The organism is Bradyrhizobium sp. (genome assembly GCF_050014615.1).
Lineage (GTDB): Bacteria > Pseudomonadota > Alphaproteobacteria > Rhizobiales > Xanthobacteraceae > Bradyrhizobium.
This window is the reverse complement of record NZ_JBEKCZ010000060.1, coordinates 1-26,439: the sequence shown is the minus strand read 5'-3', so window position 1 is coordinate 26,439 and position 26,439 is coordinate 1. Positions and strand designations below refer to the sequence as shown.

Here is a 26,439-nt window from a genome sequence, read left to right as displayed (position 1 = left end):
TTCTTCGAGACGAAGCGGGTTGCGGTCAGGAAGTGGGTGTTGGCGAAGGCAACCTGCTTCAGGCGGTCGGGATTGTTGGTGGTCGATCCGCATTCGAGATCGATGGTCCCGTTGGCCAGCAACGGAATGCGGGTCGAGGACGTCACCGGGTTGAGTTCGACCGCGAGCTTGTCGAGCTTGAGCTCCTTTTTCACGGCGTCGACGATCCTGTAGCAGATGTCGATCGCAAAGCCGACCGGCTTCTGGTTGTCGTCCAGGTAGGAAAACGGAATCGAGGAATCGCGATAGCCGATGGTGATCGCGCCGGTTTCCTTGATTTTCCTGAGCGTCCCGGTCAACTCCTCGGCGCTGGCCTGCCCGGTACAAAAAGCTGCGGCGAGCGCAAGGCCCATGATGTGCAGGCGCTTCATTCGTACTCTCCATACGTCGATCACTGTGGCCATACCTGCATAATCCGGGCCGGAAACTCCAGCCCATGCAATGGCCGGGCCATCGCATGGGCCGACAAACCCTACATCGCCTTATAGGAATCGGGATCAGGCGAATCCGACGGCTTGGCGAATTCGTTCTTCAGTTCCGGGCCGAGCGGCACATTCAGATTGAGTCCCCGGGGCGGAATCTTCTGCTGGAACCATTTCTCGTACAGCTTGGCCCCCTCGCCGCTCTGGTAGAGCGCGGCGGTGGCGCCATCGACCACCTTCTTGAAGGCCGGATCGTCCTTGCGCACCATGATGCCATAGGGCTCCGGCTTCGAGAACGCGTCGGTGGAGATCACATAGGCGTCCGGCTCCTTCGACCCGGCGACGAGGCTCGCGAGCAGGATATCGTCCATCACAAAGGCCACCGCGCGATCGGTCTCGACCATCAGGAAGGCTTCAGCATGGTCCTTGGCCGGGATGATGTTGACGCCGAGATTGCGGGCGGCGTTGGCTTCGGTGAGCTGCTTGATGTTGGTGGTGCCGGAGGTCGAGACCACCGACTTGCCCTTGAGATCGTCAATCGAGTTGATCTTGCTGGCCTTCTTCGAGACGAAGCGGCTCGCGGTCAGAAAATGGGTGTTGGTGAAGGCGATCTGCTTCTGGCGGTCGGCATTGTTGGTGGTCGAACCGCATTCGAGATCGATGGTGCCGTTGGCCAGCAGGGGTATGCGGGTCGAGGATGTCACCGGGTTGAGCTTGACCTCGAGCTTGTCGAGCTTGAGCTCCTTTTTCACGGCGTCGACGATCTTGTAACAGATGTCCATCGCAAAGCCGACCGGCTTCTGGTTGTCGTCGAGATAGGAAAACGGAATTGACGAGTCGCGAAAGCCCAGCGTGATCATGCCGGTTTCCTTGATGTTCTTCAACGTCCCCGTGAGTTCTTCGGCGCTGGCCTGGTCGCCGCAGAACGCAACGGCGAGCGCATAGCCAAATAGCTGCATGCGATTCATACGTGTTCTCCTTGTTTGCTAGGTATCGATTGCTTGAGGATTTGCCCCAGAACAGGCGCGATGTAGCGGCGAAACTGTTCGGGATTCTCGCTCATCGGAAAATGACCGAGATGCTCCATGATGGTGACGCTGGCGCCCGCGATCGCAGAGGCCGTCCGTTTCGTATCTTCCGGGGTGCAGGAAAAATCATATTCACCGGTCAAGAGATAAAGCGGGCACGCACTGGTATCGATTCCCTCGACCCGGCCGCGCAGATCGCCATCGACCCGGTAGAAATACAGATCGCCCTTGAAGACGCCCGGCCCGCTTTGCATGTAAGCCCACAGGGTTTCGTTGCGCGACACTTCCGGACTTTGCGGCGCGATCAGGCCCGACACCAGCGCCGCGCAGATCTCGCCGCCATGAACGTCAGGACGGTGCAGCCAGCTGGTGTCGTACCACGGCGCCTGAAAATCGGCGGCTTCCAGACCGATCAAGGCGCGGAATTCCGCGGCATGATCGATCGCGAGATTGAGAACGATGCGGCCGCCGATGGAACAGCCCATCACAACGGGCTTCTCCAGGTCCAGCGCCTTGCAGAACGCCCGAACCGTCTGGGTGTAACGCGCGGTGGTGAGACGATATTCTTCACCGTTCCAGCTCGCCGGCGGATTTGATTTTCCGTGCCAGGGCATGTCGAAGGCGAGGATCCGGAATTTTTTCGTGAATTCGTCATCTGCGAGCAGATGCCGCCATTGCCGTCCATCCGAACCCGCCGTGTGCAGGCAGACCAGCGGGATGCCCGCGCCGTTTTCCTCGAAATAGATGCGATGGGTCTCACCATCGATTTCAACGTGGACGTAGCGGCCGACCATCGGCTCGATATAGCCGGTCATGATGCCACCGCGGCATGATGAAGCCGGGGAAGCGCCAGCATGTCCTTGAAATACTGCAGATGCGCCATGAACGGATGCAGGTCGCCTTCCAGCACCGCTTCTTCGCGTTTGGTCAACGCCAGCAGATCGTGCCAGCCCGGCCGGGGTGCGGGCTTCCAATACTCGGCCCAGGCAATTGACGATGCGCGGTAGGAGAAACGCCAGGAGCGCATCAGGACCGGGGCCGGCGTCAGATCGACGATCCTGCCGCCCTGGATCGAGACATGAAACAGGTGGTCCACCGGCCCGAGCAGACATTCGCAGTCGAGGGCGCGGCCGCGCAGGATCAATGCAGGCGCTCGATCGAGCAGCGCGGGAATTCCTGCAAACGCCGTGATGACGGCGTCGGAGGCGTTCGGAGATGGCGTCATGCGCTTCAAGCAGGCGTTTTCCTGCGATGCCGACATTGGCGACTGAACGGAAAGGCCCTTCCGATCAGCCTATCTTATGATCCGAACATCGGGCCATCGCAAGGCGCCTTTGCAGGCACAGCCACCGGCCGCGCCACCCGGTCACGCCCCGTGCGTGGCTGCGGACGTTGTTCGGATGGTTATCAGGGTAACCAGGCTCACGACGCACACCAATGTCAGGTAGTACCCCGGCGCAAGATCGCCGATCAGCGCGATACCGCCGAGCCAGGCCATGATCACCGGTCCCATGCCGCCAAACAGCGTGACGCCGATATTATAGCCAAGGCCGAGGCCGGTGGCCCGCGTCGACGCCGGAAGCAGTTCCGACATCAACGCGGCGAGCGGTCCGTAATAGAGCGATTTCAGCGTCGACAACCAGAACACCGCGCAAATAATCACCATCGGCGTTGGATTCCGGCTGATCAGAAGAAACGCCGGGTAGATCGAAAACAGCAGCAGCAGATTGACGGCGATCATGTGGGTCGTGCGCCCGATCCTGTCCGAGATCATGCCGGCAATAGGGGTAAGGAACGTGACCACGACGCCGCCCACGAAGGTCGCGGCAAATCCGACCACCGGCGGAAGATTGAGGGTTTTGACCACATAGGTCGGCATGTAAACGATGAGGTAGTTGATCGCGGTCGATATCGCGAGCGCACCGATCCCCAGCAGCACGCGAAGTTTTTGGCGCAGCAGGACTTCCCTGATCGGGGAAGCATGTTCCGCCGGCGGCGGCGTGGCGTCCTCAAGGTGGTTGCGGATATAGATGCCGATCGGCCCAACCAGAATCCCGAACAAAAACGGAATGCGCCAGGCCCATGACTGCATGTCCGCCGGCGTCAGCCATGACGTAAGCCCGACACCGAACGCCGACGCCAACAGATTGCTCAGCCCCTGGCTGGCAAACTGCCAGCTGGCGACAAATCCGCGGCGCTCCGGCTGGTGCTCCACCAGAAACGCGGTCGAGCTACCGAATTCGCCGCCGGCCGAAAATCCCTGCACCAGGCGCGCAGCCAGCACCGATATCGGTGCAACGATGCCGATGGTCTCGTAAGTCGGCATCAGCGCGATCACCGACGTGCCGATCGTCATCAGCACGATGGAAATCATCAGCGAAGCCTTGCGTCCGTAACGGTCGGCATAGGCTCCAAGGACGACGCCGCCGACCGGGCGAACCAGGAACGCCAGTCCAAACGTGCCGAAAGTCAGAAGCAAAGACGTCGTTGGATCGTCGTTCGGGAAGAATGCCTTTGAGACATACACCGCGAAATAGCCGTACACGGCGATGTCGTACCATTCCAGCGCGTTGCCGATCGATGTCGCAACGATGAGCCTCGTCATATTCTTTTTCGTCGGACCGGCTTGCAATATTCCGGGCAGTTCGACTGGCGCCGAAATTGTCATACCAGATCCTTATCCAGGGTAGCACCGTTGCGATCGCGTGACCCGCGTGGAATTTACAGAGCGCGCGGCATTTCACCCAAATCCCAGAACAGGCCCGCCATGATGCCCAGCGCCTCTTCGGTGACCGACAGAAGAATGTGTTCATCCGGTGCGTGCTGGGAACAGCCGGGATAGGAGTGCGGCACCCACATCGTCGGCAATCCCAGTGAATCGGAAAACACATCATTGGGCAGCGAGCCGCCGAAATTCGGCAGCACCGCGGGCGCCTTTCCCGTGGTCTGCCGGATCGACTCCGCGGTCCAGTTGACCCAGGGGCTTTCGAAATCGGTTCGCGACGCGGCAAACCGCTGCGTCGCCTGCACCTCGATCATGGGAAAGCCGTTGGCGCTCAAATGGCTTCGGATCACGTCGGCGATATTGTCGACCTTGGTGCCGACCACAAAGCGGAGCTGCAGCACGGCCTGCGCCCGTCCCGGAATGGCGTTGGCCGGCTTGTCGATATTGCCGGAAGACATCGCCAGCACTTCGAGCGTATTCCACGCATAAAGCCGTTCGGCGGCCGACAGGCCCTCCTCGCCCCAATTGTCGGCGAGTGCCGGCTCATCCGGCATCGGCTCGATCTTCACGTCGGCAAGCGCCGCTCGGATCTGGTTGGACAACCGCGGCGGCTTCAATTGTTCCACCAAAAGACGTCCATTGCCGTCGACCAGCGTCGCAATCGCGCTGGCCAGGATGGTCGCGGGATTGGCAAGCACACCACCCCAATTGCCGGAATGATGCGAGCCGTCGCGCAGGTTCACATCCAGATGAATGCGGATGCCGCCACGGCAGCCAAGAAACAGGGTGGGGCGATCCGCCGACAAACGCGGCCCATCGGAGGCCAGAAACAGATCCGCCGCGAGCTCATCGCGCAGGGATTCGCAAACCTGGCGCAAATCCGGTGACCCGATCTCCTCGCCGGTTTCGATGATGAATTTGGCATTGAAGCCGAGCCGGCCGCCGCGCGCCTCCCGCACCGCGCGAAGCGCCGACATGTTGATGCTGTGCTGGCCCTTATTGTCGGCGGTGCCGCGGCCGTAGACCCGATTGCCGACCGTGGTGGTGCGCCACGGGTCGAGATTATCGCGCCATTCTCCGACCATGCCGTCGACGACATCGCCGTGCCCATACATCAGAATGGTCGGCGCCGACGAACTCTCACGATATTCCGCCAGCAGATAAGGCCCCTTGCCGCTCGGAGACTCGATCAATTTTGTCGTGAAACCGAGTTCTGAAAACGCCGGCTGAAGGTCCTGCTCGAGATAGGCGCGCAGCACCTCGCCCCGCTCGGGGTTCTGGCTTTCGGTCTGAAAGGCCACCCTGCGGTCGAGTTCGGCGAGAAACGCGCCGGAATGCAGATACTGGCGGGCACGGGCAACAGCGTCGGCTCTGGTCATGTCTCTTTATCTCGCTCGCAGCGTTCGAATTGTCGTCACGTTAACGGGATACGTCGCGCGCCGGAAGCCCGAGGATTTGACTTTGCTAAATCCGGCCGGGATGCAACAATTTGCCAACGGCCCGGCGTTCGATCGGGCGAACCATAAGGGGAGAGCTCCATGAAAACGATCCTGCGCGTCTCGGCCGCCTGCCTGCTGTTTGCAGGTTCCGCCGTGGCCTTGACCGGTGAACGCATGCCGGAAATTCCGCTCGACAAGATGACGGCCGCCCAGCGCGGCATTGCCGATGCCATCATGACCGGGCCGAGAAAGCGGATGAGCGGACCATTCAATGCCTGGCTGCGCAGCCCGGAATTGGCGGATCGCCTGCAGAAGGTCGGCGAGTATGTCAGGTTCAACAGCTCGCTCGACAAGCGCGTCAACGAGATGGCGATCATCATGACCGCGCAGGCCTGGGGCTCGCAATATGAGTGGTACGCGCACGCGCCATTGGCGATCAAGGCCGGTCTCGATCCCGCCATCGTCGCCGCCATTGGCGCCGGACGAAAGCCCGACAACATGAAGGACGACGAGGCTGTGGTCTGGGAGTTCACCACCCAGTTGCGGCGCGATCACGGGGTCGACGATGCGATCTACGCCAAGGCGCTGGAAAAGTTCGGCGAAGCGGGCATCATGGATCTGGTCGCGGTGAACGGCTATTACGACGTGGTCTCGATGACGCTCAACGTCGCGCGCGTCAGGCCGCCGGCGGACGCGGAATTGCCGTTCCAACAGGCCGGCCGGTAGTCTATTGGATTTCACATCATCGCGCGGCGGCCTGCCGCGCGGATGCGCGTTGAGAATTGCACGATCATGAAAAAACAAATCCGGCTCAACGCCTTCGCCATGAATTGCGTCGCGCATCAATCGCCGGGGCTGTGGACCCATCCGCGCGACCGCACCAGCGAATATAACCGGCTGCCGTACTGGATCGATCTGGCCAAGACGCTGGAGCGTGGACGGTTCGACGGCCTGTTTCTCGCCGATGTGCTGGGCGTCTACGATGTATTCGGCGGCAGTCCCGACGCGGCGCTGCGCAACGCCACGCAGACGCCTGCCAACGAGCCGCTGCTGCTGATCCCGGCGATGGCCGCGGTCACCGAACATCTCGGTTTCGGCGTGACCTCCAATCTGTCCTACGAGCCGCCTTATTCGTTCGCCCGGCGGATGTCGACGCTCGACCATTTGACGCAGGGGCGGGTCGGCTGGAACGTGGTGACCGGCTATCTCGACAGCGCGGCCAAAGGCGTCGGCAAGGACAAACAGACCGCGCATGACGACCGCTACGATGTCGCCGATGAATATATGGAAGTGGTCTACAAGCTCTGGGAAGGCAGCTGGGAGGACGATGCCGCCCGGCGCGATCGCGTCAGCGGCATCTTCACCGATCCTTCGAAGGTGCATCGGGTGCAGCATCAGGGAAACAATTACCGGCTCGATGCCATCCACCTCTGCGAACCGTCGCCGCAGCGCACCCCCGTGCTGTATCAGGCCGGCACGTCGCCGCGTGGACGGCAATTCGCGGCGGAACATGCCGAATGCGTCTTCATGTCGGGCCCCTCCGCCAAGATCATCGCGCCGCGCGTTGCCGCCATTCGCGAACTCGCCGCGAAGGCCGGCCGCAACCCCGCCGAAATCCTGATGTTCAGCATGTTCACCATTATTCTCGGCCGAACCGACGCTGAAGCCCAGGCCAAATACGCCGACTATGTCAGCCACATCAATCCCGAAGGCGCGCTCACCCTGATGTCGGGCTGGACCGGGGTCGATTTCTCGACCTACGATCTCGACCAGCAGGTTCGCCACGTCCAGAACGACGCCGGCCGCAGCGCGATGGACAACATCACCCGCGCCGATCCGGACCGGGTCTGGACCGTGCGTGAAGTCGCGCAGCATGTCGGCATCGGCGGCATCGGACCGGTGGTGGTCGGCACACCGGAAAAGGTCGCCGACGCCATTGAAGCATGGGTCGACCAGACCGACGTCGATGGCCTGAATGTCGCGTTCGCGATTTCGCCGGGGGATTTCGAGGATATCGTCGATATGCTGGTGCCTGAACTGGTTCGGCGCGGGCGCTACAAGGACGCCTATGCCCAGGGAACGCTGCGGGAAAAACTGTTCGGCCAAGGCCGCGCCCGCCTCAAAGCGCCGCATCCGGCCGCGCAATATCGACCGAAGGCGAGGGCCGCGGAGTAGATCAAGGATATTGTCGTCATTGCGAGGAGCGAAGCGACGAAGCAATCCATTGACCACCGCCTTCTGTGCATGGATTGCTTCGCTGCGCTCGCAATGACGTCCGCTAAACCGTGCCGTCAACCACCACCTCGATCAATTTCGCACCGGGCCGGCTGAACGCGGATTTGAGTGTCGGCGCGACATCCCTGGCCTCCGTGATCCGCACGGCCTCGAGCCCGAGTGATCTTGCCAGACCGGTAAAATCCACCGGCGGATCGGCGAAATCCATGCCGACATAATGATCGTCGCCATGAAAGGCCAATAGCCGCTGCTTAATGATGCGATAGCCGCCATTGTTGGCGATCACGACCGTCAGCGGCAGCTTGTGATGTGCCGCGGTCCACAACGCCTGGATCGAATACATCGCGCTGCCATCGCCGGAAAAACACACCACCGGCCGGTCCGGATTCGCAAGGCTGACGCCGACGGAAGCCGGCAGACCCCAGCCGATACCGCCCGAAGCCAGCGCATGAAAATCGTAGCGATCGCGGTAGGGGCGCAGTGCCAGCAGCTGCCGCGAGGACGTCAGCGCCTCGTCCACGACGATAGCGTTGCCGGGCAGCGCTTCCACCATTTGCAGCGTCAGCCATTCCGGATCGATTGGCGAACGCTCCCCAGTTTTGGAAATTCGTGCGACCGCCTTTGCCCGCTGCGCGGTCCAGTTCTTCGGCGCCAGCGCGGCGATGCCCTGTTTGGCGCGCGCCTCGAGCGCGGCGCCGCCGGCGGCCTTGAGCGCCGGGATCAGCGCGCGCAGGGTTTCCCGCACATCGGCCTTGAGCGCGATCTCGGCGCCGAAATTCTTGGCGATATCCCAGTCGACCAGGCCAATCTGCGCAACCGGCATGCCTTCCGGCAGCGGATCGGTTTCGCTGTGCACCGACATCCGCAACGGATCCGCGCCGAGCACGATCATCAGATCGTATGGCGATAAGGTCTCGCGAACCTGGGTCTGCGATCGCGTCAGCGCGCCCATGAAGCAGGGACTTTCCGACAGAAAATGCGAACCGTAAGGCGCCGATTGCTGATACGCCGGACAACCCAGCGTCGCCGCCAGCTCGGCGGCTTCCTGCAGCGCATCGCTCTTGACGATTTCATCGCCGGCGACGATGACCGGACGCTCCGATTTGAGGATGCGCTGCGCCAGCGCCTGCAACGCTTCGTCGGAGGGTTTCACCCTTGTATCGACCCGGGTCGAACGGCCAAGCTCGATGCCGGCTTCGGCGTTGAGGATGTCGCCCGGCAGCGAGATGAACACCGGCCCGGTCGGAGGCGTGGTCGCGATCTTGGCGGCGCGGCGCACGATCCGCGGCAGGTCCTCGAGCCGCGTCACCTCGACCGCCCATTTCACCAGCGGCTCGGCCATCCGCACCAGCGGCCCGAACAGCAGCGGCTCCATCAGGCCGTGGCCCTGCTCCTGCTGGCCGGCGGTTAGGATCATCGGCGTGCCGGTGAATTGCGCGTTGTAAAGCGACCCCATCGCGTTGCCGAGCCCGGGCGCGACATGGACATTGCAGGCGACCAGACGGCCCGATGCCCGGCTGTAGCCATCGGCGATCGCGACCACCAGGCTTTCCTGCATCGCCATCACATAGGTGAGGTCAGGATGATCCTTCAGCGCATGCATGATCGGCAGTTCGGTGGTACCGGGATTACCGAACAGATGCGTGATGCCCTCGTCCTTCAGCAAGGCGAGGAAGGCCGAGCGCCCGGTAATACGATTCATCAGAAATCTCCCTGCCCGCGGCCTTAGCGTCGCGATTCGGTCATCATGCTGATCCCGGATGGTGGGATCAAGGAAGCCCGGTCATGGCTGCCCTGCGCCAGCGAGCGCAAACCCCGCAGCTAGTCAAAACATCCCCTCACGATCACGGCGCTTGTTCTTTTTCGAGCGCTGCCAGACCACGCCTGGAAAACCCTTCAGCGGCACCAGCGGCTCGCCGGTATAGGTCCATTCCTGCAATTCCTCGATCGCGACGTGATAGAGCGGTTGCCGCCCGGTGCGCCCGGAAAACAGCGCGCGCGGAATGTTCACCATATGCGGCGACCGGGCGCGTTCGTAAAACAAGGGCGTGCCGCAGCGCGCGCAAAAACTGCGCACGGTTTTGGTCGCCTTGTCCTCGAAGCGCGTCATCCCCGCCTCACCCTTGGTGATGCGAAAACGCTTGCGCCAGCTCCCGACATAGGTCGCGTAGGCCGCGCCATGCGCGCGCCGGCTATTGGGCGAATGATCGTGCCAGGCCCAGCGCGCCGGCGTGTCGATTTCGAAGCGGACCTCGCCGCACAGGCATTGACCGGCGGCGGGCTTGCCGATCGCGGCGGTTTTCGGTGTGTTTGTCACGCGCACGTTCTCCGGGATCATCGAACCCGTAGCCTGGATGAGCGAAGCGAAATCCGGGGCCAGCATCACGGTTTTCCCGGATGTCGCTTCGCTCATCCGGGCTACGACGCCATCACGCCGGCTCCAACTCGCCATATTCAGGATAGTCGGTATAGCCGGCCTCTTCGCCGCCATAGAAGGTCGCCCTGTTGTACGGCGTCAGCGGAAATCCGTGTTGCAGACGCCGCGGCAAATCAGGATTGGAGATGAAGATGCGGCCGAACGCGATGGCATCGGCATGGCCGGCGGCGAGCGCCGCTTCCGCGCTCTCGCCGGTGAAGCCGCCGGCCGAAATCAGCACCCCGCGCCAGATCGGGCGAAACAGCACCATCGCCGAGGGCACGTTCTGATGATTGACCTCGGCGCGGCCGGCGCCGCTGGAGCGCGGCTCGATGAAATGCAGATAGGCCAAACCAAGAGGATCGAGCGCCTGGATGACATGGCTGTACAGCGGCATCGGATCGGCCTCGCCGCTGCCATTGGCGACGCCATAGGGCGACAGGCGCACGCCGACGCGGCTGGCGCCCCAGACATCGATGACGGCCTGGGTGATCTCCATCAGGAAGCGCGCGCGGTTGGCGATCGAGCCGCCATATCGGTCGGTGCGCAAATTGGTATGCGACTGCAGGAATTGCTCGATCAGATAGCCATTGGCGCCGTGGATCTCGACGCCGTCGAATCCGGCCTTCAATGCGTTGCCGGCGGCCTGCCGAAACGCTTCGACCACAGCGGCGACTTCTTCGGTCTCCAGCGCGCGCGGCGTTTCATAGGGCATCACCTTGCCGTCAGCGGTCATCGCCATCATGCCGTTGCCGGTGATCGGCACCGCCGAGGGCGCGACCGGCAGCACACCGCCTGGCTGGAGCGAAGAATGCGAGACGCGTCCGACATGCCAGAGCTGGAGAAAGATCAGCCCGCCCTTGCCATGGACCGCCTCGACGACGTCGCGCCATCCCTTGATCTGCGCCTCGGAATAGATGCCCGGCGTGGCGGGATTGCCGCGCCCCGTCGCTATCACCGGCGAGGCCTCGGCGATGATCAATCCGCCCGGCGTGGCGCGCTGCCGGTAATATTCCGCGTTCAGCGCCCGGGGCGCGAAACTCGATCGGTCGGCCCGCATCCGCGTCAACGGCGCCATCACGACGCGATGCTGGAGCCGGTAGGGCCCGACCGCGAGCGGCGAAAACAACAAAGGATAATTCACGTCTGCCCCCAAAATGCCCGTTGCCATGACTATGTATCCGGTTCGTCATGTTCGCAAAAGGCCAGCCGGCGAGATAGCGTCGCACGAGGACCTCCCATGCCGTTTCGTGCATGGCCCGCGCGCCGCATCGGCCCGGTAAAGCCAGCGATCCAATCTGATGCCGCCGCCGTACCTCAGGAGACTTCATGCCCCATCCAGCCATGTCACCCCATCATGTCGCCGTCATCACCGGAGGCGCGTCCGGATTGGGCTTTGCCGCCGCGATGCGGTTCGCTCGCCTCGGCATGAAAATCTGCATCGCGGATCTGGGGGCGGACCGTCTCGCGGACGCGGCGGCAAAATTGTCGGCGGCGGCGCCCGGCGGTGGCGCTGACATCATGGCCATGAGCGTCGACGTCAGCCGGGCGGAAGACGTATCGGCACTCGAAATCGCGGTGCGCGAGCGGTTCGGCGGCGCGGATATCCTGATGAACAATGCCGGGGTCCAGCCGGGCAGCACGATGTTCGGGCCGGCGGACAACTGGCAGCGGATTATCAGCGTCAATCTCTGGGGCATCATCCATGGCTCGCAGATTTTCGCGCCGCGCATGATCGAACGCGGACGGCCCGGCCTCATCATCAACACCGGCTCCAAGCAGGGCATCACCACCCCTCCCGGCGATCCCGCCTATAATGTCTCGAAGGCCGGCGTGAAGGCCTTCACCGAAGCGCTGCAGCACGAGTTGCGCAACCGCGCAGGTGTGCGGATCAGCGCCCATCTTCTGATCCCCGGCTTCGTCTTCACCGGCCTCACCGCCAAGGGCCGCACCGAGAAGCCGGCCGCCGCCTGGACGCCGGAGCAAACCATCGACTTCATGATCGAGCGGCTGGAAGACGGAGATTTCTACATCCTGTGCCCCGACAATGATGTGCCGCGGCGCCTCGACGAGCGGCGGATTCTCTGGGCGGCCGGCGATATCGTTGAAAACCGCCCTCCGCTGTCGCGCTGGCATCCTGACTATGCCGAGGCTTTTGCGGCGTTTGTGAAGGGGACGTAGGCGGGGCATGGTGGCTGAAGATTCGCTTCGGATTCAAAAAAAATTTAGAGATTGTCGTTGCCGGGCTTGACCCGGCAATCCATCTCCTTCGAAAGAATTTCCTGCAAAGATGGATGGATGCCCGGGTCAAGCCCGGGCATGACGGGTGGGTTTGCTCGCACACCACAATTTCAAACAGACACAGCTTCGCGATCTCGCCGCACATTTCGCGCGAGCTTTGCTTTGAACATTCCGCCCTCCCAACAGAGGGCGCAGGGAATGCCGGGCGCCCGGAGCGCCCGCGGCCGCGCGTGTAGTGTAGTAAACACGCGCGTTAGTCACCACGGTCACGCCGGAAATCACCCGGCATTCCCCGCGCAATGGTTTTAACGGTTTCCTTCGTGCTCTCCCTGGTGACCGGGCTTGGTTGCCACCATCACCGGCGCCGTCTTCTGCGCCGACTTGAACGCCAGCGTCGGGGCGTCAGGACCACACGACTTCGCCGTCCGCCTCGCGCGCTGTACGTCTGCAGCGCCAAAGCGTCCACCGCATCCCGCCTCACGTCCGTGACGTTCGCGAAACGCCCCTCTGGGAGGCGGGACAGCACAAATATGAATTTGATTTGGGTTGATCGCGAAACGAAATATTTTTGCGAGGGGGGACTGGACAGGTGGAATCAGATTGATCCGCCTCAACTAATCGCGTTTTAAAAACTTTGGTCCGTGGGGCAAACAACGATGCCGCTCAAGCGCGAACCTCGCGCTTGATGAATTGGCCAAGGTCTTTGCTGCCGACAAGCCGCCCGTCATTGACGATACACCGCCCGCGCACCATCGTCAGTTCCGGCCAGCCGGTGATTTCAAGCCCTTCATAGGGCGTGTAGTCCGATCCATCCTTTAAAAGGGCATGGGTCAATTTCACTTTTTTCTTAGGGTTCCAGATCGCTATGTCCGCATCCGATCCGATTGCGATGGTGCCCTTGCGCGGATAGAGACCATAGGTCTTGGCGTGATTGGTCGAGGTCAGCGCGACAAAGCGATTGAGGTCGATGCGTCCCTTGACGACGCCTTCCGAAAACAGGATCGGCATTCGCGTCGCAACGCCGGGGATGCCGTTCGGCACCCAGCGAAAACTGGTCCTGCCTTTCGGTGTCAATTTGCCCTGCGGATCGTCATAGCGAAACGGACAGTGATCGGACGAAAACACCGAGAATACACCGGTCTGAAGTCCTTCCCAGCACGCCGCCTGGCTCGCTTCATCGCGCGGCGGTGGCGAACAGACGTATTTGGCGCCCTCCATGTTGAGCCCGTCGAGATCCTTCTCGGTCAGCACCAGATATTGCGGGCAGGTTTCACCGAGCACGATCAGGCCTTTGGCCTGAGCGCGGCGGATTTCCTCCATCGACTCGCGATTGGAAACGTGAACGATCATCACGCCGACGTCGATCAGTTCGGCCAGCGATATGGCGCGGTGCGTCGCCTCCCGCTCGACCACGATCGGCCGGGATGTCGCGTGATAGCGGGGCGAGGTTTTGCCCGCGAGTTCGAGACGATCCGTGAGAAAACGAATGGCGTCGTAATTCTCCGCGTGAACCATGACCAACGCGCCGGTCTCGCGCGCCACGCTCATGACTTCAAGAATCTCGCGATCGGCAAGGGCCAATCCCTCATAGGTCATGAAAACCTTGAACGAGGTGTATCCGTCCGCCACCAGCCCCGGCAGCTCCTGACCGAGCACCTGTTCGGTCGGGTCCGAAATAATCATGTGGAACGAAGTATCGATGTGACAATTGCCTTCGGCCAAAGCGTGATAATCTTTCAGCGCCTGGCGAAGCGACTGGCCTTTCTGCTGCAGGCAAAACGGCATGATGGTGGTGTTGCCGCCGAAGGCGGCCGATCGCGTCGCGCTCTCGAAATCGTCCGCCATCACGATATCAGGCCCCGACGGCTGCGAAATATGCACATGGCTGTCGATGCCGCCGGGTAAAACCAGCCTGCCGGTGGCGTCGATGATCTCGTCGGCGGTCCCGAGATCATGGCCCAGCGCGGCGATGCGCCCGTCGCGAATAGCGATATCGCAGGAAAAGACGTCAGACGCCGTCGCAACCGTGCCGCCTCGAATGATCGTATCAAATTGGGTCATATTGCTTCCTCATCGCGAACTGACGACGCTGTCTGTTTTACGTCCGAGCAGAAAGTCGCTGATCCACAAATAGCCTACCCCAGGACTTTATCCGGCCTGGATCGACGCCGGCCAACAGAAGGCTCTTCCATACGGTCACGGCAATCGAGTCATAAATCGGAATCCCCAGTTCCACCTCCAGCGCCGGGACAAGAGATGCCGCCCGCATATTGGTGCAGACCACGGCGACCGCGTCGCATCCCTCGCCTGTTACCGCCCGGATCATGTCCGATATCGCCCTTTCCCCGACTTCGGCGAAAGAAAAATTGTCGCGCAGTCCGCTGTGCCGCTCGGCATGACACAACATATCAGCGGTATTCCAGGTCTCGATGATTTTTGCCTGAACATCGCCGGTATAGGGCGTTACCAGCCCGATCCGCTTTGTATTGCTCCGCTGGAATATTTCCCGGAACGCCAGCACGGAGGTACAGGCGGCGATGCCGGTCGTGGCAACGATGCGTTCGCAAAGCCGCTCATCGCGATCCAGTCCCAGCCAGCTCGCCGACGTTCCATTCCAGGCGATGACGTCGACCTTGGCATGGGCAAGGAGTTCAGCGGCGCGCAGTATCTCGGTGTCGTCAAACTGCCTCAAGGCCTGCTCCGAGAGCGCAATCTCGGTCACCTTGAAGCGGCCGAAATGGACACTGACCTCCGGCAGGCCCGTGGCGATCGCGGTGCTGACGGGCTCAAGCACGGTGTTGGACGACGGCGTCAACATCCCAAGGCGAATACTTGTATCCACGGAGCACTCCAAGCAATTCAGGCCTTGCGTGTGGCAGACCGGATCAGCCTCAAACCGGAAGCTTGCGGCTATAATCGATCGACAGCGAGCATATCAAAAGCGCGACGCCGGCGGCGGCGAAGAACATCAGCGCCAGGAAGTAGGAGCCGGTATACTGGACGATCAGGCCGACAATAATCGGAACAGAAACGCCCGCGATATTGCCGCCGAGGTTCATGCAGCCGCCCAGAAATCCGGCCCGGCTTCGGGGGGCGAGGATAGATGGAATGGCCCAATACATTCCGCACCAGCGCAGAAAGAACAGCGTCGAAGACAATAGCGCGACCACGGCCACGGCATTCGTCACATAGGCAACCGAAAAGACCGAAATCGTCGCCACGATTGCGGCAATGCCGAACAGGGTCCTGAAAATCGTGTTGGGCTGGCCGCCGCGGCTTCTCCAGATGTCTCCAATCTGGCCACCGGCGAGTTCACCGACAAAACCCGCAAAGAACATGATGAAAAGTGCGCCCCCGAGTTGCTTGATGTCGAGGCCGTGGACCTTGAAGAGATAGGTCGGCATCCACGTCAACAAACCATAAAACACGGTGTTGAAGAACATCCAGCCCAGGCACATGCACCACACCGACCTGTAGGCAAAATAGGCGCCTATGCCGCGGCCGGAGGCAACGGGGTCGGACAGATCCTCAAGCGCATGTGCCGTTTGAATATGCGTCGCTTCGGCTGAATTGACCGAGGGATGCTCGCCGGGACTGTTGCGGATGTACCACCAGGCAAAAACGCCGCAGAGCACGGTGCCGACGCCGGCGACAACGAACGATATCCGCCAGGAATCGAATTCCGCGATCAGGCCGGCAATCACCAGCGCACCCAGCGCTGCGCCCAACGGCGCGCCGCCGTCGAGCAAGGTCGCGCCCCGCGCCCGCTCATTGGGCGTCATCCACATCGCGTTGAGCTTGCCGCCGGCCGGATAGATCGGCGCTTCCGTGGCGCCAAGTCCAAGGCGGGTCAAGAGCAGCATCAACGAACTGGTCGAGGCGGCGGCGAGCGCCTGGAACAGGCCCCAGCCGATCGTCGCGGCGGCGATGACGATGCGCGGCTTGTACTTGTCCGCCAGCATGCCGCCCGGGACTTGCATGAACGCGTAGGTCCAGAAGAAGGAGCTCAGGATAAAGCCCTGGGCCGCGGCATCGAGATTGAACTCTTTGGAAATCAGCGGCATCGCAACCGAGAGAGATGCCCGATCGATGTAGTTGATCGAGATCAGAAACAGCATCAGGATGAAGATTTTCCAGCGGACGGCGGTCTTTGGCGCCAGCGCTTGCTGCGGGACGACTTGCGCCGGGACGGCTTCAGCTTGGACAGTCATGTTAACCCCCAATGAGCCGCGAAGGTCGTCCTCTCCGGGGAGGAAGCGTGCAAGCGGCAGTGCTCGCTACTTCGGTCCTTCTGAAATGCCTCAAAACCGGCCTCGGTACAAGCTTGCGGGCCCACGGGATTTTTGGGAGTTTGCCGCGCGGCCGGCGGGTCGTTCCCGATATCCGCAAGACTATGTTAGCGAGACTTGTGCCAGCGAGACCGTGAGAGAGCCAACCTGAGGATATCCGGCGATGCGTATTCTGGTGCTCAATCCCAACACGAGCGAGTCGATCACCGAGCGGCTGACCTCCGCGGCCAGGAAAGCGGCGGCCCCCGACACCGTCATCGTTCCTCTGACCGCGCCGCGCGGCGTGCCCTACATCGCCACGCGCGCCGAAGCGCAAATCGGCGGCGCGATTGCGCTCGAGATGCTCGCCGAACATCACCGGGATTTCGACGCGGCCATCATTGCGGCATTCGGCGACCCCGGGCTGTTCGGAGCGCGGGAGCTGTTTGACCTGCCTGTGATCGGATTGGCCGAAGCGTCGATGCTGACGGCGTGCATGCTCGGACGCCGATTTGCCATTGTGACCTTCGCCCGTGCCCTCGGTCCCTGGTACGAGGACTGCGTTGACATGCATGGTCTTGGCAGCCGCTGCGCCGGCGTCCGGATGTTGGACGAATCCTTTGTCTCGGTTTCGGATGTCCAGGAAGAGAACGAGGAACTGCTGGTCAAACTCGCCAATCGGGCGGTGACCGAAGATGGCGCGGATGTTGTCATTCTCGGTGGCGCGCCGCTCGCCGGCCTCGCCGACAAGGTCAGGGATCGAATTCCGGTGCCGGTGGTGGATCAGATGGCGGCGGCGGTCAAACAGGCGGAGGCTCTGGCCGTTCTGGGCACGCGCAAGGCGGTGGCCGGAACGTTCCGTCGCCCGGACGCGAAGTCTACCACAGGTCTGCCCGAAGCATTGGCTCTTCGCATCGAGCACCGCGACCGGTAATTGCGTCCGGCAAGACCAACGTCAGTCGTATTAATTTGGGGAGGACATGCCGCTAAAGGTCCAGCGTCACCAAGTCCTACCCAGCGCGCTTAGAATACAGGATCGCGCCTAGGCGCTTGATTGGCCATCCGAGCCAGCACGATCGCTTCCTCCGCCGCTATCCGAAAATCCCGCGCCGCCTTCAGCGGACGCCTGATATTGGGATCTTCCGAACTGCTGTCGAACGTAATCAGCTTCATGCAATGCGGGCACTGCACCTGATAGCCGTTGCGCAGGCGTGCCGCCCTCTCGCTGAAGGACTTGCGGCATTTGGAACAGGGAATCTTTATCCGGTCGGTCATGAAAATCTCCCGCAAGCAGATCATCAGCAGTCTTTTAGGATCACGCTAATCCGTCACCTCAATTTGCAAGCATTATTACCGACGCTTTAAACCGATCTTTCCGGCTTTTACCGCAAGCCGCGTTAACCCAATCTCGCTTCAGGGCGTCAATTCCCCCGGACGCAGGCGGCAACGACGACGGCGCTATTTCGACGCCGGAAGTGCTATCGGGATGAAGCCGAACGCCTTCAGGCTGCTTTGCCCCTGTGGCGACAGCAGGTACATCGCGAAATCGGCGGCGCCCGGCGCCGCGTTACGCGACACCGTCAGGCCATATTCAGGACCGACCGAAAGCTGCGGCGGCAACTCGACCGATTTGTAGTTGGGCTGGTCCCGAACGATCTGTTTCGCGATCGAGCAATAAATAATGAGCAGATCGATCTCGTGATCATCCAGCGCGGCGAGCCATCGGGGGCGCCCGTTCACCTGGCCTGGCGTGGCCGCACCGCCGAATAATTGCTGCGCCTTTTTGGACAGGATATCGAAAGCGCCGGGCCGCTGCGCATCGATCAGGTGAAACACCTCCCAGGTGTAGTCGCCGGCGGGATCGGCAACCGGCGTCGATGTCCCGATTCGGATATCAGGCTTGAGCAGCGTCTCGGCCAGGTTGGCGCCAATGAGCGGGCGGCCGGCGTCGGTGACGATGCACAGCGCATTGCGCGCGAACAGCACGCTTGGCCCGGACACGCCGGCCTCGGTGAGGGCTTGCGCATGGGGCAAGGCGGCCGAGGCGAAAATGTCGAACGCTTCGCCGTTTTTGAGGCGTTCACGCAGCACGCCGGACGGACCCCATACCGGCGCGAAACTCTGGCCATACTGCCTGCTGTAATCGGCGAAAGCAGCCGTAAATACCTCTTTCAGGCTCCCGGCCGCCATCACCCGAAGTTCCGCCGCCGGCGCCGACGGCGCGGCCAGCGCGATCGCGATTGCAATCAGCCAGGCACGGACTGAATAAACACGCATTGACTTGCTCCCGTTTTCGACATCCGCGCCGGTCTCCGCCGTCAGGCTCTGGGCGTTATATTGCATGCCACATTTCGATGCCCCCGGCATCGTCCGGCCCCCGGTTTTTGGACCCGGCCGACGCGGGCCGGTGTGGCCGCCCGGCCAAAGTCGTGATATATAGATGGATACAACGAGACTTTATAAGAGGTCCGTTCCACAGGGAGAGCAAAGCCAATGAGTGACTTCAACCTTCTCATCAACGGAAAAATGGTTCCCGGCGATCTCACAATGCCCGTCCTCAATCCTGCCACCGAGGAAGTGCTGGCGCAGTGCCCGCGCGCTTCCAAAGACCAGCTCGATGCCGCCGTCGCGGCCGCCAAGGCTGCATTTCCGGCATGGGCCGCGACCCCGATCGCCGAGCGCCGCCGGCTGGTCACCAAGATGGCCGATGTCATCGAGGCCAATGTGAACGAACTGGCGCGGCTGTTGACCAGCGAACAGGGCAAGCCGCTGGCCGATGCCACCGGTGAAGTCATGGGCATGGCCGGCTTCTTCCGCTACCTCTCTTCGCTCGACCTGCCGATGCGGGTGATCGAGGATTCCGGCGACCGCCGGGTCGAGGCGCATCGCCGTCCGCTCGGCGTCATCGGCGCCATCATCCCGTGGAACTATCCGCTATTGATCCTCAGCTTCAAACTGCCCTCAGCCCTGCTGGCCGGCAATACCATCGTCGTGAAGCCGGCGCCGACCACGCCGCTGTCGACGTTGCTATTTGCCGAACTGGTCAAGGATATCCTGCCCAAGGGCGTCCTCAACGTCATCGCCGACGCCAACGATCTCGGCGACGCGATGACCAAGCATCCGGACATCCGCAAGATCTCGTTCACCGGCTCGACCGCGACCGGCCAGAAGGTGATGGCCAGCGCTGCCGCGACGTTGAAGCGGATCACGCTGGAACTCGGCGGCAACGACGCCAGCATCGTGCTCGACGACGTCGATCCGAAGAAGGTCGCCCCCGGCATCTTCGAGGGCGCGTTCCAGAACTCCGGCCAGGTCTGCCTCGCCATCAAGCGGCTCTATGTGCACGAGTCGGTCTATGATGAAATCTGCAACGAACTCGTCGCCATCGCCAAGAGCACGGTGGTCGACGACGGATCGAAGCAGGGCACCAAGCTCGGGCCGCTGCAGAACAAGATGCAGTACGAGAAGGTCAAGGGCTTCCTCGAGGACGCCCGCAAGAACGGCAACATCATTGCCGGCGGCGCGGCGATGGACCGGCCGGGCTATTTCATCGAGCCGACCATCGTGCGCGACATCAAGGAAGGCTCCAGGCTGGTCGACGAGGAACAGTTCGGGCCGGTGCTGCCGGTGATCAAATATTCCGACAATGACGACGTGATCCGCCGCGCCAACGCCACCAATTACGGCCTCGGTGCGTCGGTCTGGTCGTCGGATACAGCCCGCGCCCACAAGGTCGCGAGCCAGATCGAGGCCGGAACGGTGTGGATCAACAAGCACCTCGACATGGCGCCGCACATTCCGTTCGGCGGCGCCAAGCAGTCCGGTATCGGCACTGAATTTGCCGAGGAAGGACTGGCCGAATTCACCCAGCTGCAGATCATCAACGAAGCCCGTACCTGATCAACGAAGCGATCGCGGCGGCAACGGCCGCCGCGATCGTCTCCCGACTTTGACGTTCAACCGGCAACGCCGCCGGTCGACACCGGCAAGAAAAGAAACGGCAGGAAAAATGAAAGGCCGTCATGTTTGACTCTCAAAGCGACCTCGCAGCCCTGGTCTACGAGCCGGATCAGGATCCCGACCGGCTACTGCGCGAGTTCGCGTCCGACCTCAACGCCGGCGGCTATCGCGCGGTGGGCCTGGTTCAACTCGGCCATCACTGCGTCGATGCGCCGAAACTGTCCGCGATGCTGGTCCATACCGGCGAGGAATTGCCGCTGTTCCAGAATCTCGGTGCCTGTGCAAGCGGCTGCAGGCTGGATGTCGGCCAGCTGCTGGAGGCGGGCACGCAGGTCGCCAGCGCCATCGATCAGGGCGCCGATCTCGTGATCGTGAACCGGTTCGGACGGCAGGAACGCGATGGCAAGGGCCTTTCATACCTGGTCGAGCGCGCGTTGAGCGCCGATATCCCTGTCGTGATCGCCGTTCCCAGCCATCGGTTCGCGGACTGGATCAGGTTCGCCGACGGCATGAGCGTGAAGCTCCGCTGCCATCGCCCGGCGCTGGACGCGTGGTGGAATGCGGTCTCGGCGCGCAATGTCGGGACCATCCGGCAGGACCATCGGACCGTCTGCGAAGTCTACAAATAGGCGCCGGAACGTTTGGCGGCCGCGTGCGCTGAAGGTGGCCAAATTCGGACACCGGCATTCAAGCGAATGCGAGGCCCGCGTGCCAGGGCCGTCCTCGCGGTTCCCATTTTACCTTTCCTAAATTTCATTTTCTTTTTTTTCGGTTCGGGCGTTTTCTAACGCGACGGGCGACAGCGCAGCTTTGCGGTATTCAACGCAGGAGAGCGCGATGAAACTCGTCTTCATCATTGCGATCATGGTTCTCGGCATCACGGCGGCCCAGGGTCAAACCGTGTTGCAACTGAACGGTCAGACCAATAGCAGCGGGAATGCTGTCGGGTCTGATCCTCTCAATGTACCGGCGTCTTCCCTGCCATCTGTGTCATCGCCTACGCCGGCGTCGCAGTCCGGCACGGCGTCGGGATCGCCAACCACGACCGGATCGGCGAGCGGTGCCACCGGGGCAACAAGCTCCGCCTCGGGGATATCGCAATCACCCTTGCTGTTGCCGGGGGAAATACCGGACACATCCACACAGGCGGCGAGCACGACTGCGACGGCTCCCAGCCCACCCTCGCCCATCTGCCCGCCTCCGGTCCCCTCGACGGATGGGGGCTCGGCAAACCTGAGCGAAATAGCGGGCGGGTCGCTCAATGGATGCTGAGGCCGGAAAAACCGCCTTGATGTGTTGCGGCGCAAGATTGCCATTTGGTCTGGGCAAGAGGATGCTCTCGAACTTCAGGCATAATGGAGAGCACCATGAGCAAAGCGGGTCTCGACAATCGCCACCGCAACCACGACGGCGAAATCAGCCATAAGCACGGAAACACGATGATCCGCACCTTGCGCAAGATTTACGGACAGAGCTTCGCTGCCGGGCATGCTGAAACCAAGACACTGAGCGAGGTTCTGCTTCAACTCAACGAAACGTCGCTCAGTCAGCTCCGCCGCGATCATGAAACCCGTCATCTGGAACACAAGATCGCAAAGGCTTCGAAGTAAGGCCGTGAGCTAAACGGCACCGGGCAGCGCAGGCGCGATGACGTCCGACAGCTGCTGAACGGAAGTCGCGTGGCCTGTCCGGCGGTCGCAGTATCGCCAGGGGTCAATCGCGGCCCGTTCGCGCACTTCCTGCTTCTCGATCAAGCTACCATATGGGTCGAAACCCATTCGAGAAGTGCCGCGCCGCAAGAGCCCCATCGGTGGAATCGCGGGAGGCATATCCGCTCGGAAACTGCCAGATCACTCAATTAACGACAGATCCCGTGTCAAAATATCGTTGCGAGGTTTGGAATTCGCCGTGGTCTGCTGCGGCCTTCCCCTTCCAACCGGGCAAGCGTGTTAGTAATTGTCGCTGTCTCAGCGGGCGCTTCGAAGGGCACGACAATCGCGATGACCGATCAATTTCCGGTTTTTGAAGTGGTGTTGAAGAAGCGCCGCCGGACCACGTGGCGGTGGTGCGTGTGCACAACCAACGGAGATGTCGTCATGCATGGTTCGGAAACCAGCCAACCCGCGGCCCGGTACAAGGCCGACAGGGCACTGTTCCTGTTGCTGCTGTCCGCGCCGTATCAATCGATCCGGTTGAGCCGTCTCCGGAGCCCGGAATAGACTGTCTGAAACTTAAACCATTCCGATCCGAACGCCGGCGTCCCATCCCGTGCCCCATCCCGTCTCGGGTGCCCGATCAGAAGCACCGCATGACGCTGACGGTTTGGTCTTTGCCGTTACGACCGGGAACCGTGACGTTCTCGGTGGGACAGCTCGGCACATAGGGCCGGTCGGAAGGCGCGACAATCGGCGGAAATCGATGCGCCCAATCCCAGGGCACATCATAGGTGGTGGTGTAGCGGACGTCGCCGGATGCCGGTGGCGTCGCATCCACCAGGGGTTCGCCATTCGATGGCCCATAATAGTCTCCGACCACCGGCCAGAGGGTCCCCAGATTCTTTCTCCGGTAATGCCGGAGCGACTGGGCGACGGATGGGTGGGAAATCGAATGCGCCGGAGTAAACCCGCCGCGCGGCGCAGCCGATGTCTGGCCCGGGGCAAGCACAAGCGCTACTGCGCCGAGAGACGCGATAAACGCCCCATACATTCTATAGGTCATGGCACGCACCCATTCGCTGGTTACTGAGCAGCACTGCAACGAACGCTAGGCCGGGCTTTTGGTGCCTGCAAACGTATAATTAATTATTAGTTAAGGCGTAATGTTAACGGGGAACCATCGTCCGGGACAGGCCTCGAAATGGCCGGAGGGTGGCGATCAGGCGGCCCGGACGGTGGCCAGGAACTTGTCGACTTCTCCGCGAAGCTGCTCTGACTGGATCGACAGTTCCGAAGCCGCGGACAATACCTGAGCCGCGGCCGCGCCGGTTTCGCCGGCCGACTGGGTGATTTCTGCAATCGTCTCTGAAACCTCGCCGGTGCCCTTCGCGGCCCGCTGGACATTGCGCGAAATTTCACTGGTCGCGGCGCCCTGTTCCTCGACCGCGGCAGCTATCGCGGTCGATATGTCATTCAGAGATTTGATCGTGTTGGTAATGCCGGTGATGGCGTTGACAGACGCTGACGTTGACGCCTGCATATCCCCAACCTGGGTTGCGATATCCGCGGTTGCCTTGGCGGTCTGTTCCGCGAGTGATTTTACCTCGTGGGCGACGACAGCAAAGCCCCGGCCCGCTTCGCCGGCTCGCGCGGCTTCGATCGTCGCATTGAGCGCCAGGAGATTGGTTTGGGATGCGATGCCGTTGATCATCTCGACAATCGCGCCGATTTTCTGCGCGCCCTCCGAAAGGCGTTGCATCGTTTCGGCGGTCTTATCGGCATCGCGCGCCGCATCGCCTGTGACGCGCGCCGAATCGCTGACCCTCCGCGATATTTCATTTACTGAACTCGTCAGCTGTTCGGTGGCCGCGGCAACCGACTGCACATTCTCGGATGCTTGCCTCGATGAGATATCCACCCTTTTTGATTGCGCCGCGGACTGTGCTGCCGAAGCGGTCATGGCTTGCGCGGCGGCCTGCAACTCCGTCGCGGCGGAGGCTACGATACTCACCACACCGCCGATGGTCTTTTCAAAATCGGCCGCCAGCTTTTCCAGAACGGACTTGCGGTCGCGGCGGCCCGCTTCGACGTATACGGCTATGGCAAAATCCATATCCAGCATCGCCGCCTTGATGACGGCCCCTTGCAGTACGACCTTTTTCTTTGCGGCCTGGCGGTCGAAGCTTGAAGCAGGCATTCGCGATCCGATGGCTTCAACCAACCCGGAGACGAGCGCGTTGTATCCGCCAATGTACCAGCGCGGCTCCAGGCCGAGCGTATTGTGTATCTCGCCTATCCTGGTGACTGACGCCTCGTATGTTTCGTCAAATCGCCCATCCATGATGACCGCCCAATGCTTCAATTGCATCTCTTTGGCATGCATCATGTGCTGGCGATTTCTGAAAAATTTCGCAGTCTCGGAGAATTTCGAAATATGGTCGTAGAAGCTGTCCAGAATCGGGGGCAACTCGGACAAGAGAAACGACTTCGACTGCCTCAGGGAAGTGATGACTTCGTCATCTATCCTGTTGAATTTCAGTCGGCTTGCAATCGTGCTGGCGCCGCTCATGGGCTGTTCCCTTGCTTCGAACCGAGCCAAGCAACACGGCGTTGGTTCGATTCGCCCGATGCAACCCAAGTTAACTTGGGTAGCCTTCCATCTTGGTTGTGTCCTTGCGATAGATCAATTCGCTGCAATTATATCGGGACAGGGCCGGCCGCGGCCATCGAATGTGCCGGCACGGGTTGTCAACGAAAGCCAGAGCATGATTCAGTCTTTTCTCCGGATGGGCGCGGCCAGTTGCGCGCCCGGGGATGCGGAAATTCAGAGCGTCTCCTGCTTGTGTCCGCATTGCTTGCAGGCGAATTTCACCCGGGTGGCGCCCTTTTCCGCCGAGACGCGATTCGGCGCGCCGCATTTGCCGCACACCGCCTCGATCCGGGTATTGCCCTGCTTGATGACCAGGGCCTTGCGTTCCATGGTTTCGCGGATCAGGCGCTCGGCCTCTTCGCGCATCGACTGTTTCGACATTCGCCCGTACCTGCCCTCAAGAACGCCACCGGAGCGGCGTTATACCATGCGTATCATGCCTTGCGAACAAGGCTGATTTCATTTTTGTCTCACCTGAATGATTTCGGGTTCAGTGCTCGGATGTGCCATTGCACATCCCGGAATCAAAAAATCACGTCTCGATGATGACGTAGCTGTCCTCGACGTGAACCGGGAAGGTTTCGGCCACATAGGGGCCCTTGGCCAGCGTCTCGCCGTCCTCGATCACGACCGGGTAGGTCCGTACCTTGACACGCTTGGGATCAAACCAGGATTGCCCGTTGCGCATGTCGAATTCCCATCCGTGCCAGGCACACCGCAGCAATTCGCCGACCCGCGAGCGCTGGTAGATTCCGGGCTCAGGCGAGGTCAGCCGCGCCACGCAGGCGGCCTTGTCGAGCGGGGCTCCTGCATGCGGACAACGATTGAGTAGCGCGAAGAACTCGCCATTGACGTGAAACACGACGATATCGCGGTTATCAACGCTGACCACCTTGTTGCCGCCGGGTGGAATGTCGGACGCGCGGGCGACGATGTGCCGGGTCATGGCATCAAAGCTTGTACAGCGCGCGGGCGTTGCCGTTGAAGATCTTCGCCCGCTCGGCTTCCGTCAGCGGCGTCCTGAAGGCGAAACGTGGATCGTCGAAATCCCAGTGCGGATAGTCCGACGAGAACAGCAGCCGGTCGACCCCGACCCACTCGATCAGCGATCGCAAATGCCGTGCCTCATCGGGCTCATCGATCGGCTGGGTGGTGAACCAGAAATGCTCCCGGACATATTCGGACGGACGCCGCTTGAGATGCGGCACCTCCGTGCGAAAACGATCGAAATGCTGATCCATTCGCCACATCGCCGGCGGAATCCAGCCGAAGCCGCCTTCGATGAACACGATCTTGAGACGCGGGAAACGCTCGGGCACGCCCTCGATCACCAGACTGGTGAGCGTCGCCGCGACCGAATG

28 protein-coding genes are annotated in these 26,439 nt (G+C 61.5%); 8 read left to right on the top strand and 20 right to left on the bottom strand.

Annotation, left to right across the window (positions count from 1 at the left end; translation table 11 throughout):
- From ABR948_RS12290 to ABR948_RS12265, 6 genes are all read right to left on the bottom strand, one after another.
- The coding region (locus ABR948_RS12290) for a transporter substrate-binding domain-containing protein (RefSeq protein ID WP_428117751.1) at window positions 1–410 on the bottom strand (410 nt) is incomplete at its 3' end.
- Between the two features lie 101 nt (window positions 411–511).
- Window positions 512–1,429, bottom strand: a complete 918-nt coding sequence (locus tag ABR948_RS12285; protein WP_428117749.1) for an amino acid ABC transporter substrate-binding protein — start codon at window positions 1,427–1,429, stop codon at window positions 512–514.
- Window positions 1,426–2,304 (bottom strand): alpha/beta fold hydrolase, encoded by an 879-nt coding sequence (locus ABR948_RS12280; RefSeq protein WP_428117746.1) that lies wholly within the window; start codon window positions 2,302–2,304, stop codon window positions 1,426–1,428. The genes ABR948_RS12285 and ABR948_RS12280 overlap by 4 nt, the downstream gene beginning before the upstream one ends.
- Window positions 2,301–2,714, bottom strand: a complete 414-nt coding sequence (locus ABR948_RS12275) for a hypothetical protein (protein WP_428117759.1) — start codon at window positions 2,712–2,714, stop codon at window positions 2,301–2,303. Before ABR948_RS12275 ends, ABR948_RS12280 begins: the two co-directional genes overlap by 4 nt.
- Before the next feature lie 141 nt (window positions 2,715–2,855).
- A complete protein-coding gene (locus tag ABR948_RS12270) occupies window positions 2,856–4,094 on the bottom strand; it encodes an MFS transporter (protein ID WP_428117743.1) in 1,239 nt (412 codons plus the stop codon).
- A 116-nt stretch (window positions 4,095–4,210) separates the two neighbouring features.
- Complete coding sequence (locus ABR948_RS12265; protein ID WP_428117741.1) at window positions 4,211–5,593, bottom strand: M20 family metallopeptidase; 1,383 nt, start codon at window positions 5,591–5,593, stop codon at window positions 4,211–4,213.
- Window positions 5,594–5,752: 159 nt separating this feature from the next.
- Here ABR948_RS12265 and ABR948_RS12260 point away from each other — a divergent pair, with 159 nt between their 5' ends.
- Together ABR948_RS12260 and ABR948_RS12255 are read left to right on the top strand one after the other, a co-directional pair.
- The gene (locus tag ABR948_RS12260) at window positions 5,753–6,379 is read left to right on the top strand and encodes a carboxymuconolactone decarboxylase family protein (RefSeq protein ID WP_428117738.1); all 627 of its coding nucleotides are present in this window, start codon (window positions 5,753–5,755) and stop codon (window positions 6,377–6,379) included.
- 66 nt (window positions 6,380–6,445) lie between these two features.
- On the top strand, window positions 6,446–7,828 hold the full coding sequence (locus ABR948_RS12255) for an LLM class flavin-dependent oxidoreductase (protein ID WP_428117735.1): 1,383 nt from the start codon (window positions 6,446–6,448) through the stop codon (window positions 7,826–7,828).
- Between the two features lie 103 nt (window positions 7,829–7,931).
- On the opposite strand, the gene ABR948_RS12250 is transcribed toward ABR948_RS12255, so the two are convergent.
- The 3 genes from ABR948_RS12250 to ABR948_RS12240 all read right to left on the bottom strand — a co-directional run bounded on the left by ABR948_RS12250 (window position 7,932) and on the right by ABR948_RS12240 (window position 11,475).
- A complete protein-coding gene (locus ABR948_RS12250) occupies window positions 7,932–9,593 on the bottom strand; it encodes a thiamine pyrophosphate-binding protein (protein ID WP_428117757.1) in 1,662 nt (553 codons plus the stop codon).
- 120 nt (window positions 9,594–9,713) lie between these two features.
- Entirely contained in the window at window positions 9,714–10,205 is a 492-nt protein-coding gene (locus ABR948_RS12245; RefSeq protein WP_428117732.1) for a GFA family protein, read from the bottom strand.
- 112 nt (window positions 10,206–10,317) lie between these two features.
- Window positions 10,318–11,475 (bottom strand): alkene reductase, encoded by a 1,158-nt coding sequence (locus ABR948_RS12240; RefSeq protein ID WP_428117729.1) that lies wholly within the window; start codon window positions 11,473–11,475, stop codon window positions 10,318–10,320.
- Between the two features lie 158 nt (window positions 11,476–11,633).
- On the opposite strand from ABR948_RS12240, the gene ABR948_RS12235 reads away from it, so the two are divergent.
- A complete protein-coding gene (locus ABR948_RS12235; protein ID WP_428117727.1) occupies window positions 11,634–12,485 on the top strand; it encodes an SDR family NAD(P)-dependent oxidoreductase in 852 nt (283 codons plus the stop codon).
- A gap of 723 nt (window positions 12,486–13,208) precedes the next feature.
- Here the strand turns inward: ABR948_RS12235 and hydA are convergent.
- The 3 genes from hydA to ABR948_RS12220 form a co-directional block, all read right to left on the bottom strand.
- Entirely contained in the window at window positions 13,209–14,606 is a 1,398-nt protein-coding gene (gene hydA, locus ABR948_RS12230) for a dihydropyrimidinase (RefSeq protein ID WP_428117723.1), read from the bottom strand.
- A gap of 37 nt (window positions 14,607–14,643) precedes the next feature.
- Window positions 14,644–15,363: a maleate cis-trans isomerase family protein gene (locus ABR948_RS12225; RefSeq protein WP_428117754.1), complete on the bottom strand. Its 720-nt coding sequence runs from the start codon at window positions 15,361–15,363 to the stop codon at window positions 14,644–14,646.
- 73 nt (window positions 15,364–15,436) lie between these two features.
- A complete protein-coding gene (locus tag ABR948_RS12220) occupies window positions 15,437–16,756 on the bottom strand; it encodes an MFS transporter (RefSeq protein ID WP_428117721.1) in 1,320 nt (439 codons plus the stop codon).
- Between the two features lie 241 nt (window positions 16,757–16,997).
- On the opposite strand from ABR948_RS12220, the gene ABR948_RS12215 reads away from it, so the two are divergent.
- Complete coding sequence (locus tag ABR948_RS12215; RefSeq protein WP_428117718.1) at window positions 16,998–17,747, top strand: aspartate/glutamate racemase family protein; 750 nt, start codon at window positions 16,998–17,000, stop codon at window positions 17,745–17,747.
- An 89-nt stretch (window positions 17,748–17,836) separates the two neighbouring features.
- Here the strand turns inward: ABR948_RS12215 and ABR948_RS12210 are convergent, their stop codons facing one another.
- Together ABR948_RS12210 and ABR948_RS12205 are read right to left on the bottom strand one after the other, a co-directional pair.
- Window positions 17,837–18,088: a hypothetical protein gene (locus tag ABR948_RS12210; RefSeq protein ID WP_428117714.1), complete on the bottom strand. Its 252-nt coding sequence runs from the start codon at window positions 18,086–18,088 to the stop codon at window positions 17,837–17,839.
- Window positions 18,089–18,271: 183 nt separating this feature from the next.
- Window positions 18,272–19,090 carry a substrate-binding domain-containing protein gene (locus ABR948_RS12205; RefSeq protein ID WP_428117712.1) on the bottom strand — a complete coding sequence of 273 codons (819 nt, stop codon included), beginning with the start codon at window positions 19,088–19,090 and terminating at the stop codon, window positions 18,272–18,274.
- A 216-nt stretch (window positions 19,091–19,306) separates the two neighbouring features.
- Here ABR948_RS12205 and ABR948_RS12200 point away from each other — a divergent pair, with 216 nt between their 5' ends.
- Together ABR948_RS12200 and ABR948_RS12195 are read left to right on the top strand one after the other, a co-directional pair.
- Window positions 19,307–20,713: an aldehyde dehydrogenase family protein gene (locus ABR948_RS12200; protein ID WP_428117709.1), complete on the top strand. Its 1,407-nt coding sequence runs from the start codon at window positions 19,307–19,309 to the stop codon at window positions 20,711–20,713.
- Between the two features lie 122 nt (window positions 20,714–20,835).
- The gene (locus tag ABR948_RS12195; protein WP_428117707.1) at window positions 20,836–21,402 is read left to right on the top strand and encodes a DUF2478 domain-containing protein; all 567 of its coding nucleotides are present in this window, start codon (window positions 20,836–20,838) and stop codon (window positions 21,400–21,402) included.
- A 288-nt stretch (window positions 21,403–21,690) separates the two neighbouring features.
- Here the strand turns inward: ABR948_RS12195 and ABR948_RS12190 are convergent, their stop codons facing one another.
- Window positions 21,691–21,963: a hypothetical protein gene (locus ABR948_RS12190; RefSeq protein ID WP_428117704.1), complete on the bottom strand. Its 273-nt coding sequence runs from the start codon at window positions 21,961–21,963 to the stop codon at window positions 21,691–21,693.
- Between the two features lie 177 nt (window positions 21,964–22,140).
- Between ABR948_RS12190 and ABR948_RS12185 the strand changes: the two genes are divergently transcribed.
- The gene (locus ABR948_RS12185; protein WP_428117702.1) at window positions 22,141–22,383 is read left to right on the top strand and encodes a hypothetical protein; all 243 of its coding nucleotides are present in this window, start codon (window positions 22,141–22,143) and stop codon (window positions 22,381–22,383) included.
- Between the two features lie 390 nt (window positions 22,384–22,773).
- Window positions 22,774–22,992, top strand: coding sequence for a hypothetical protein (locus ABR948_RS12180; protein WP_428117699.1), 219 nt, complete (start codon window positions 22,774–22,776; stop codon window positions 22,990–22,992).
- 76 nt (window positions 22,993–23,068) lie between these two features.
- Here the strand turns inward: ABR948_RS12180 and ABR948_RS12175 are convergent, their stop codons facing one another.
- The 5 genes from ABR948_RS12175 to ABR948_RS12155 all read right to left on the bottom strand — a co-directional run.
- Entirely contained in the window at window positions 23,069–23,491 is a 423-nt protein-coding gene (locus ABR948_RS12175; RefSeq protein ID WP_428117697.1) for a hypothetical protein, read from the bottom strand.
- Window positions 23,492–23,647: 156 nt separating this feature from the next.
- Complete coding sequence (locus ABR948_RS12170) at window positions 23,648–24,997, bottom strand: protoglobin domain-containing protein (RefSeq protein ID WP_428117694.1); 1,350 nt, start codon at window positions 24,995–24,997, stop codon at window positions 23,648–23,650.
- A gap of 255 nt (window positions 24,998–25,252) precedes the next feature.
- Window positions 25,253–25,459: a hypothetical protein gene (locus ABR948_RS12165; RefSeq protein ID WP_428117691.1), complete on the bottom strand. Its 207-nt coding sequence runs from the start codon at window positions 25,457–25,459 to the stop codon at window positions 25,253–25,255.
- A 151-nt stretch (window positions 25,460–25,610) separates the two neighbouring features.
- On the bottom strand, window positions 25,611–26,024 hold the full coding sequence (locus ABR948_RS12160; protein WP_428117688.1) for a Rieske (2Fe-2S) protein: 414 nt from the start codon (window positions 26,022–26,024) through the stop codon (window positions 25,611–25,613).
- A 4-nt stretch (window positions 26,025–26,028) separates the two neighbouring features.
- Window positions 26,029–26,439: amidohydrolase family protein (locus tag ABR948_RS12155; RefSeq protein WP_428117686.1), on the bottom strand; the 411-nt coding region annotated here is incomplete at its 5' end.

Coding starts and splice junctions, on each gene's coding strand:
- ABR948_RS12285 (WP_428117749.1), bottom strand. CDS start 1,429: ATGAATCGCATGCAGCTATTTGGCTATGCGCTCGCCGTTGCGTTCTGC.
- ABR948_RS12280 (WP_428117746.1), bottom strand. CDS start 2,304: ATGACCGGCTATATCGAGCCGATGGTCGGCCGCTACGTCCACGTTGAA.
- ABR948_RS12275 (WP_428117759.1), bottom strand. CDS start 2,714: ATGACGCCATCTCCGAACGCCTCCGACGCCGTCATCACGGCGTTTGCA.
- ABR948_RS12270 (WP_428117743.1), bottom strand. CDS start 4,094: ATGACGAGGCTCATCGTTGCGACATCGATCGGCAACGCGCTGGAATGG.
- ABR948_RS12265 (WP_428117741.1), bottom strand. CDS start 5,593: ATGACCAGAGCCGACGCTGTTGCCCGTGCCCGCCAGTATCTGCATTCC.
- ABR948_RS12260 (WP_428117738.1), top strand. CDS start 5,753: ATGAAAACGATCCTGCGCGTCTCGGCCGCCTGCCTGCTGTTTGCAGGT.
- ABR948_RS12255 (WP_428117735.1), top strand. CDS start 6,446: ATGAAAAAACAAATCCGGCTCAACGCCTTCGCCATGAATTGCGTCGCG.
- ABR948_RS12240 (WP_428117729.1), bottom strand. CDS start 11,475: ATGGCAACGGGCATTTTGGGGGCAGACGTGAATTATCCTTTGTTGTTT.
- ABR948_RS12235 (WP_428117727.1), top strand. CDS start 11,634: ATGCCCCATCCAGCCATGTCACCCCATCATGTCGCCGTCATCACCGGA.
- hydA (WP_428117723.1), bottom strand. CDS start 14,606: ATGACCCAATTTGATACGATCATTCGAGGCGGCACGGTTGCGACGGCG.
- ABR948_RS12225 (WP_428117754.1), bottom strand. CDS start 15,363: ATGTTGACGCCGTCGTCCAACACCGTGCTTGAGCCCGTCAGCACCGCG.
- ABR948_RS12220 (WP_428117721.1), bottom strand. CDS start 16,756: ATGACTGTCCAAGCTGAAGCCGTCCCGGCGCAAGTCGTCCCGCAGCAA.
- ABR948_RS12215 (WP_428117718.1), top strand. CDS start 16,998: ATGCGTATTCTGGTGCTCAATCCCAACACGAGCGAGTCGATCACCGAG.
- ABR948_RS12210 (WP_428117714.1), bottom strand. CDS start 18,088: ATGACCGACCGGATAAAGATTCCCTGTTCCAAATGCCGCAAGTCCTTC.
- ABR948_RS12205 (WP_428117712.1), bottom strand. CDS start 19,090: ATGCGTGTTTATTCAGTCCGTGCCTGGCTGATTGCAATCGCGATCGCG.
- ABR948_RS12200 (WP_428117709.1), top strand. CDS start 19,307: ATGAGTGACTTCAACCTTCTCATCAACGGAAAAATGGTTCCCGGCGAT.
- ABR948_RS12195 (WP_428117707.1), top strand. CDS start 20,836: ATGTTTGACTCTCAAAGCGACCTCGCAGCCCTGGTCTACGAGCCGGAT.
- ABR948_RS12190 (WP_428117704.1), bottom strand. CDS start 21,963: ATGGGCGAGGGTGGGCTGGGAGCCGTCGCAGTCGTGCTCGCCGCCTGT.
- ABR948_RS12185 (WP_428117702.1), top strand. CDS start 22,141: ATGAGCAAAGCGGGTCTCGACAATCGCCACCGCAACCACGACGGCGAA.
- ABR948_RS12180 (WP_428117699.1), top strand. CDS start 22,774: ATGACCGATCAATTTCCGGTTTTTGAAGTGGTGTTGAAGAAGCGCCGC.
- ABR948_RS12175 (WP_428117697.1), bottom strand. CDS start 23,491: ATGACCTATAGAATGTATGGGGCGTTTATCGCGTCTCTCGGCGCAGTA.
- ABR948_RS12170 (WP_428117694.1), bottom strand. CDS start 24,997: ATGAGCGGCGCCAGCACGATTGCAAGCCGACTGAAATTCAACAGGATA.
- ABR948_RS12165 (WP_428117691.1), bottom strand. CDS start 25,459: ATGTCGAAACAGTCGATGCGCGAAGAGGCCGAGCGCCTGATCCGCGAA.
- ABR948_RS12160 (WP_428117688.1), bottom strand. CDS start 26,024: ATGACCCGGCACATCGTCGCCCGCGCGTCCGACATTCCACCCGGCGGC.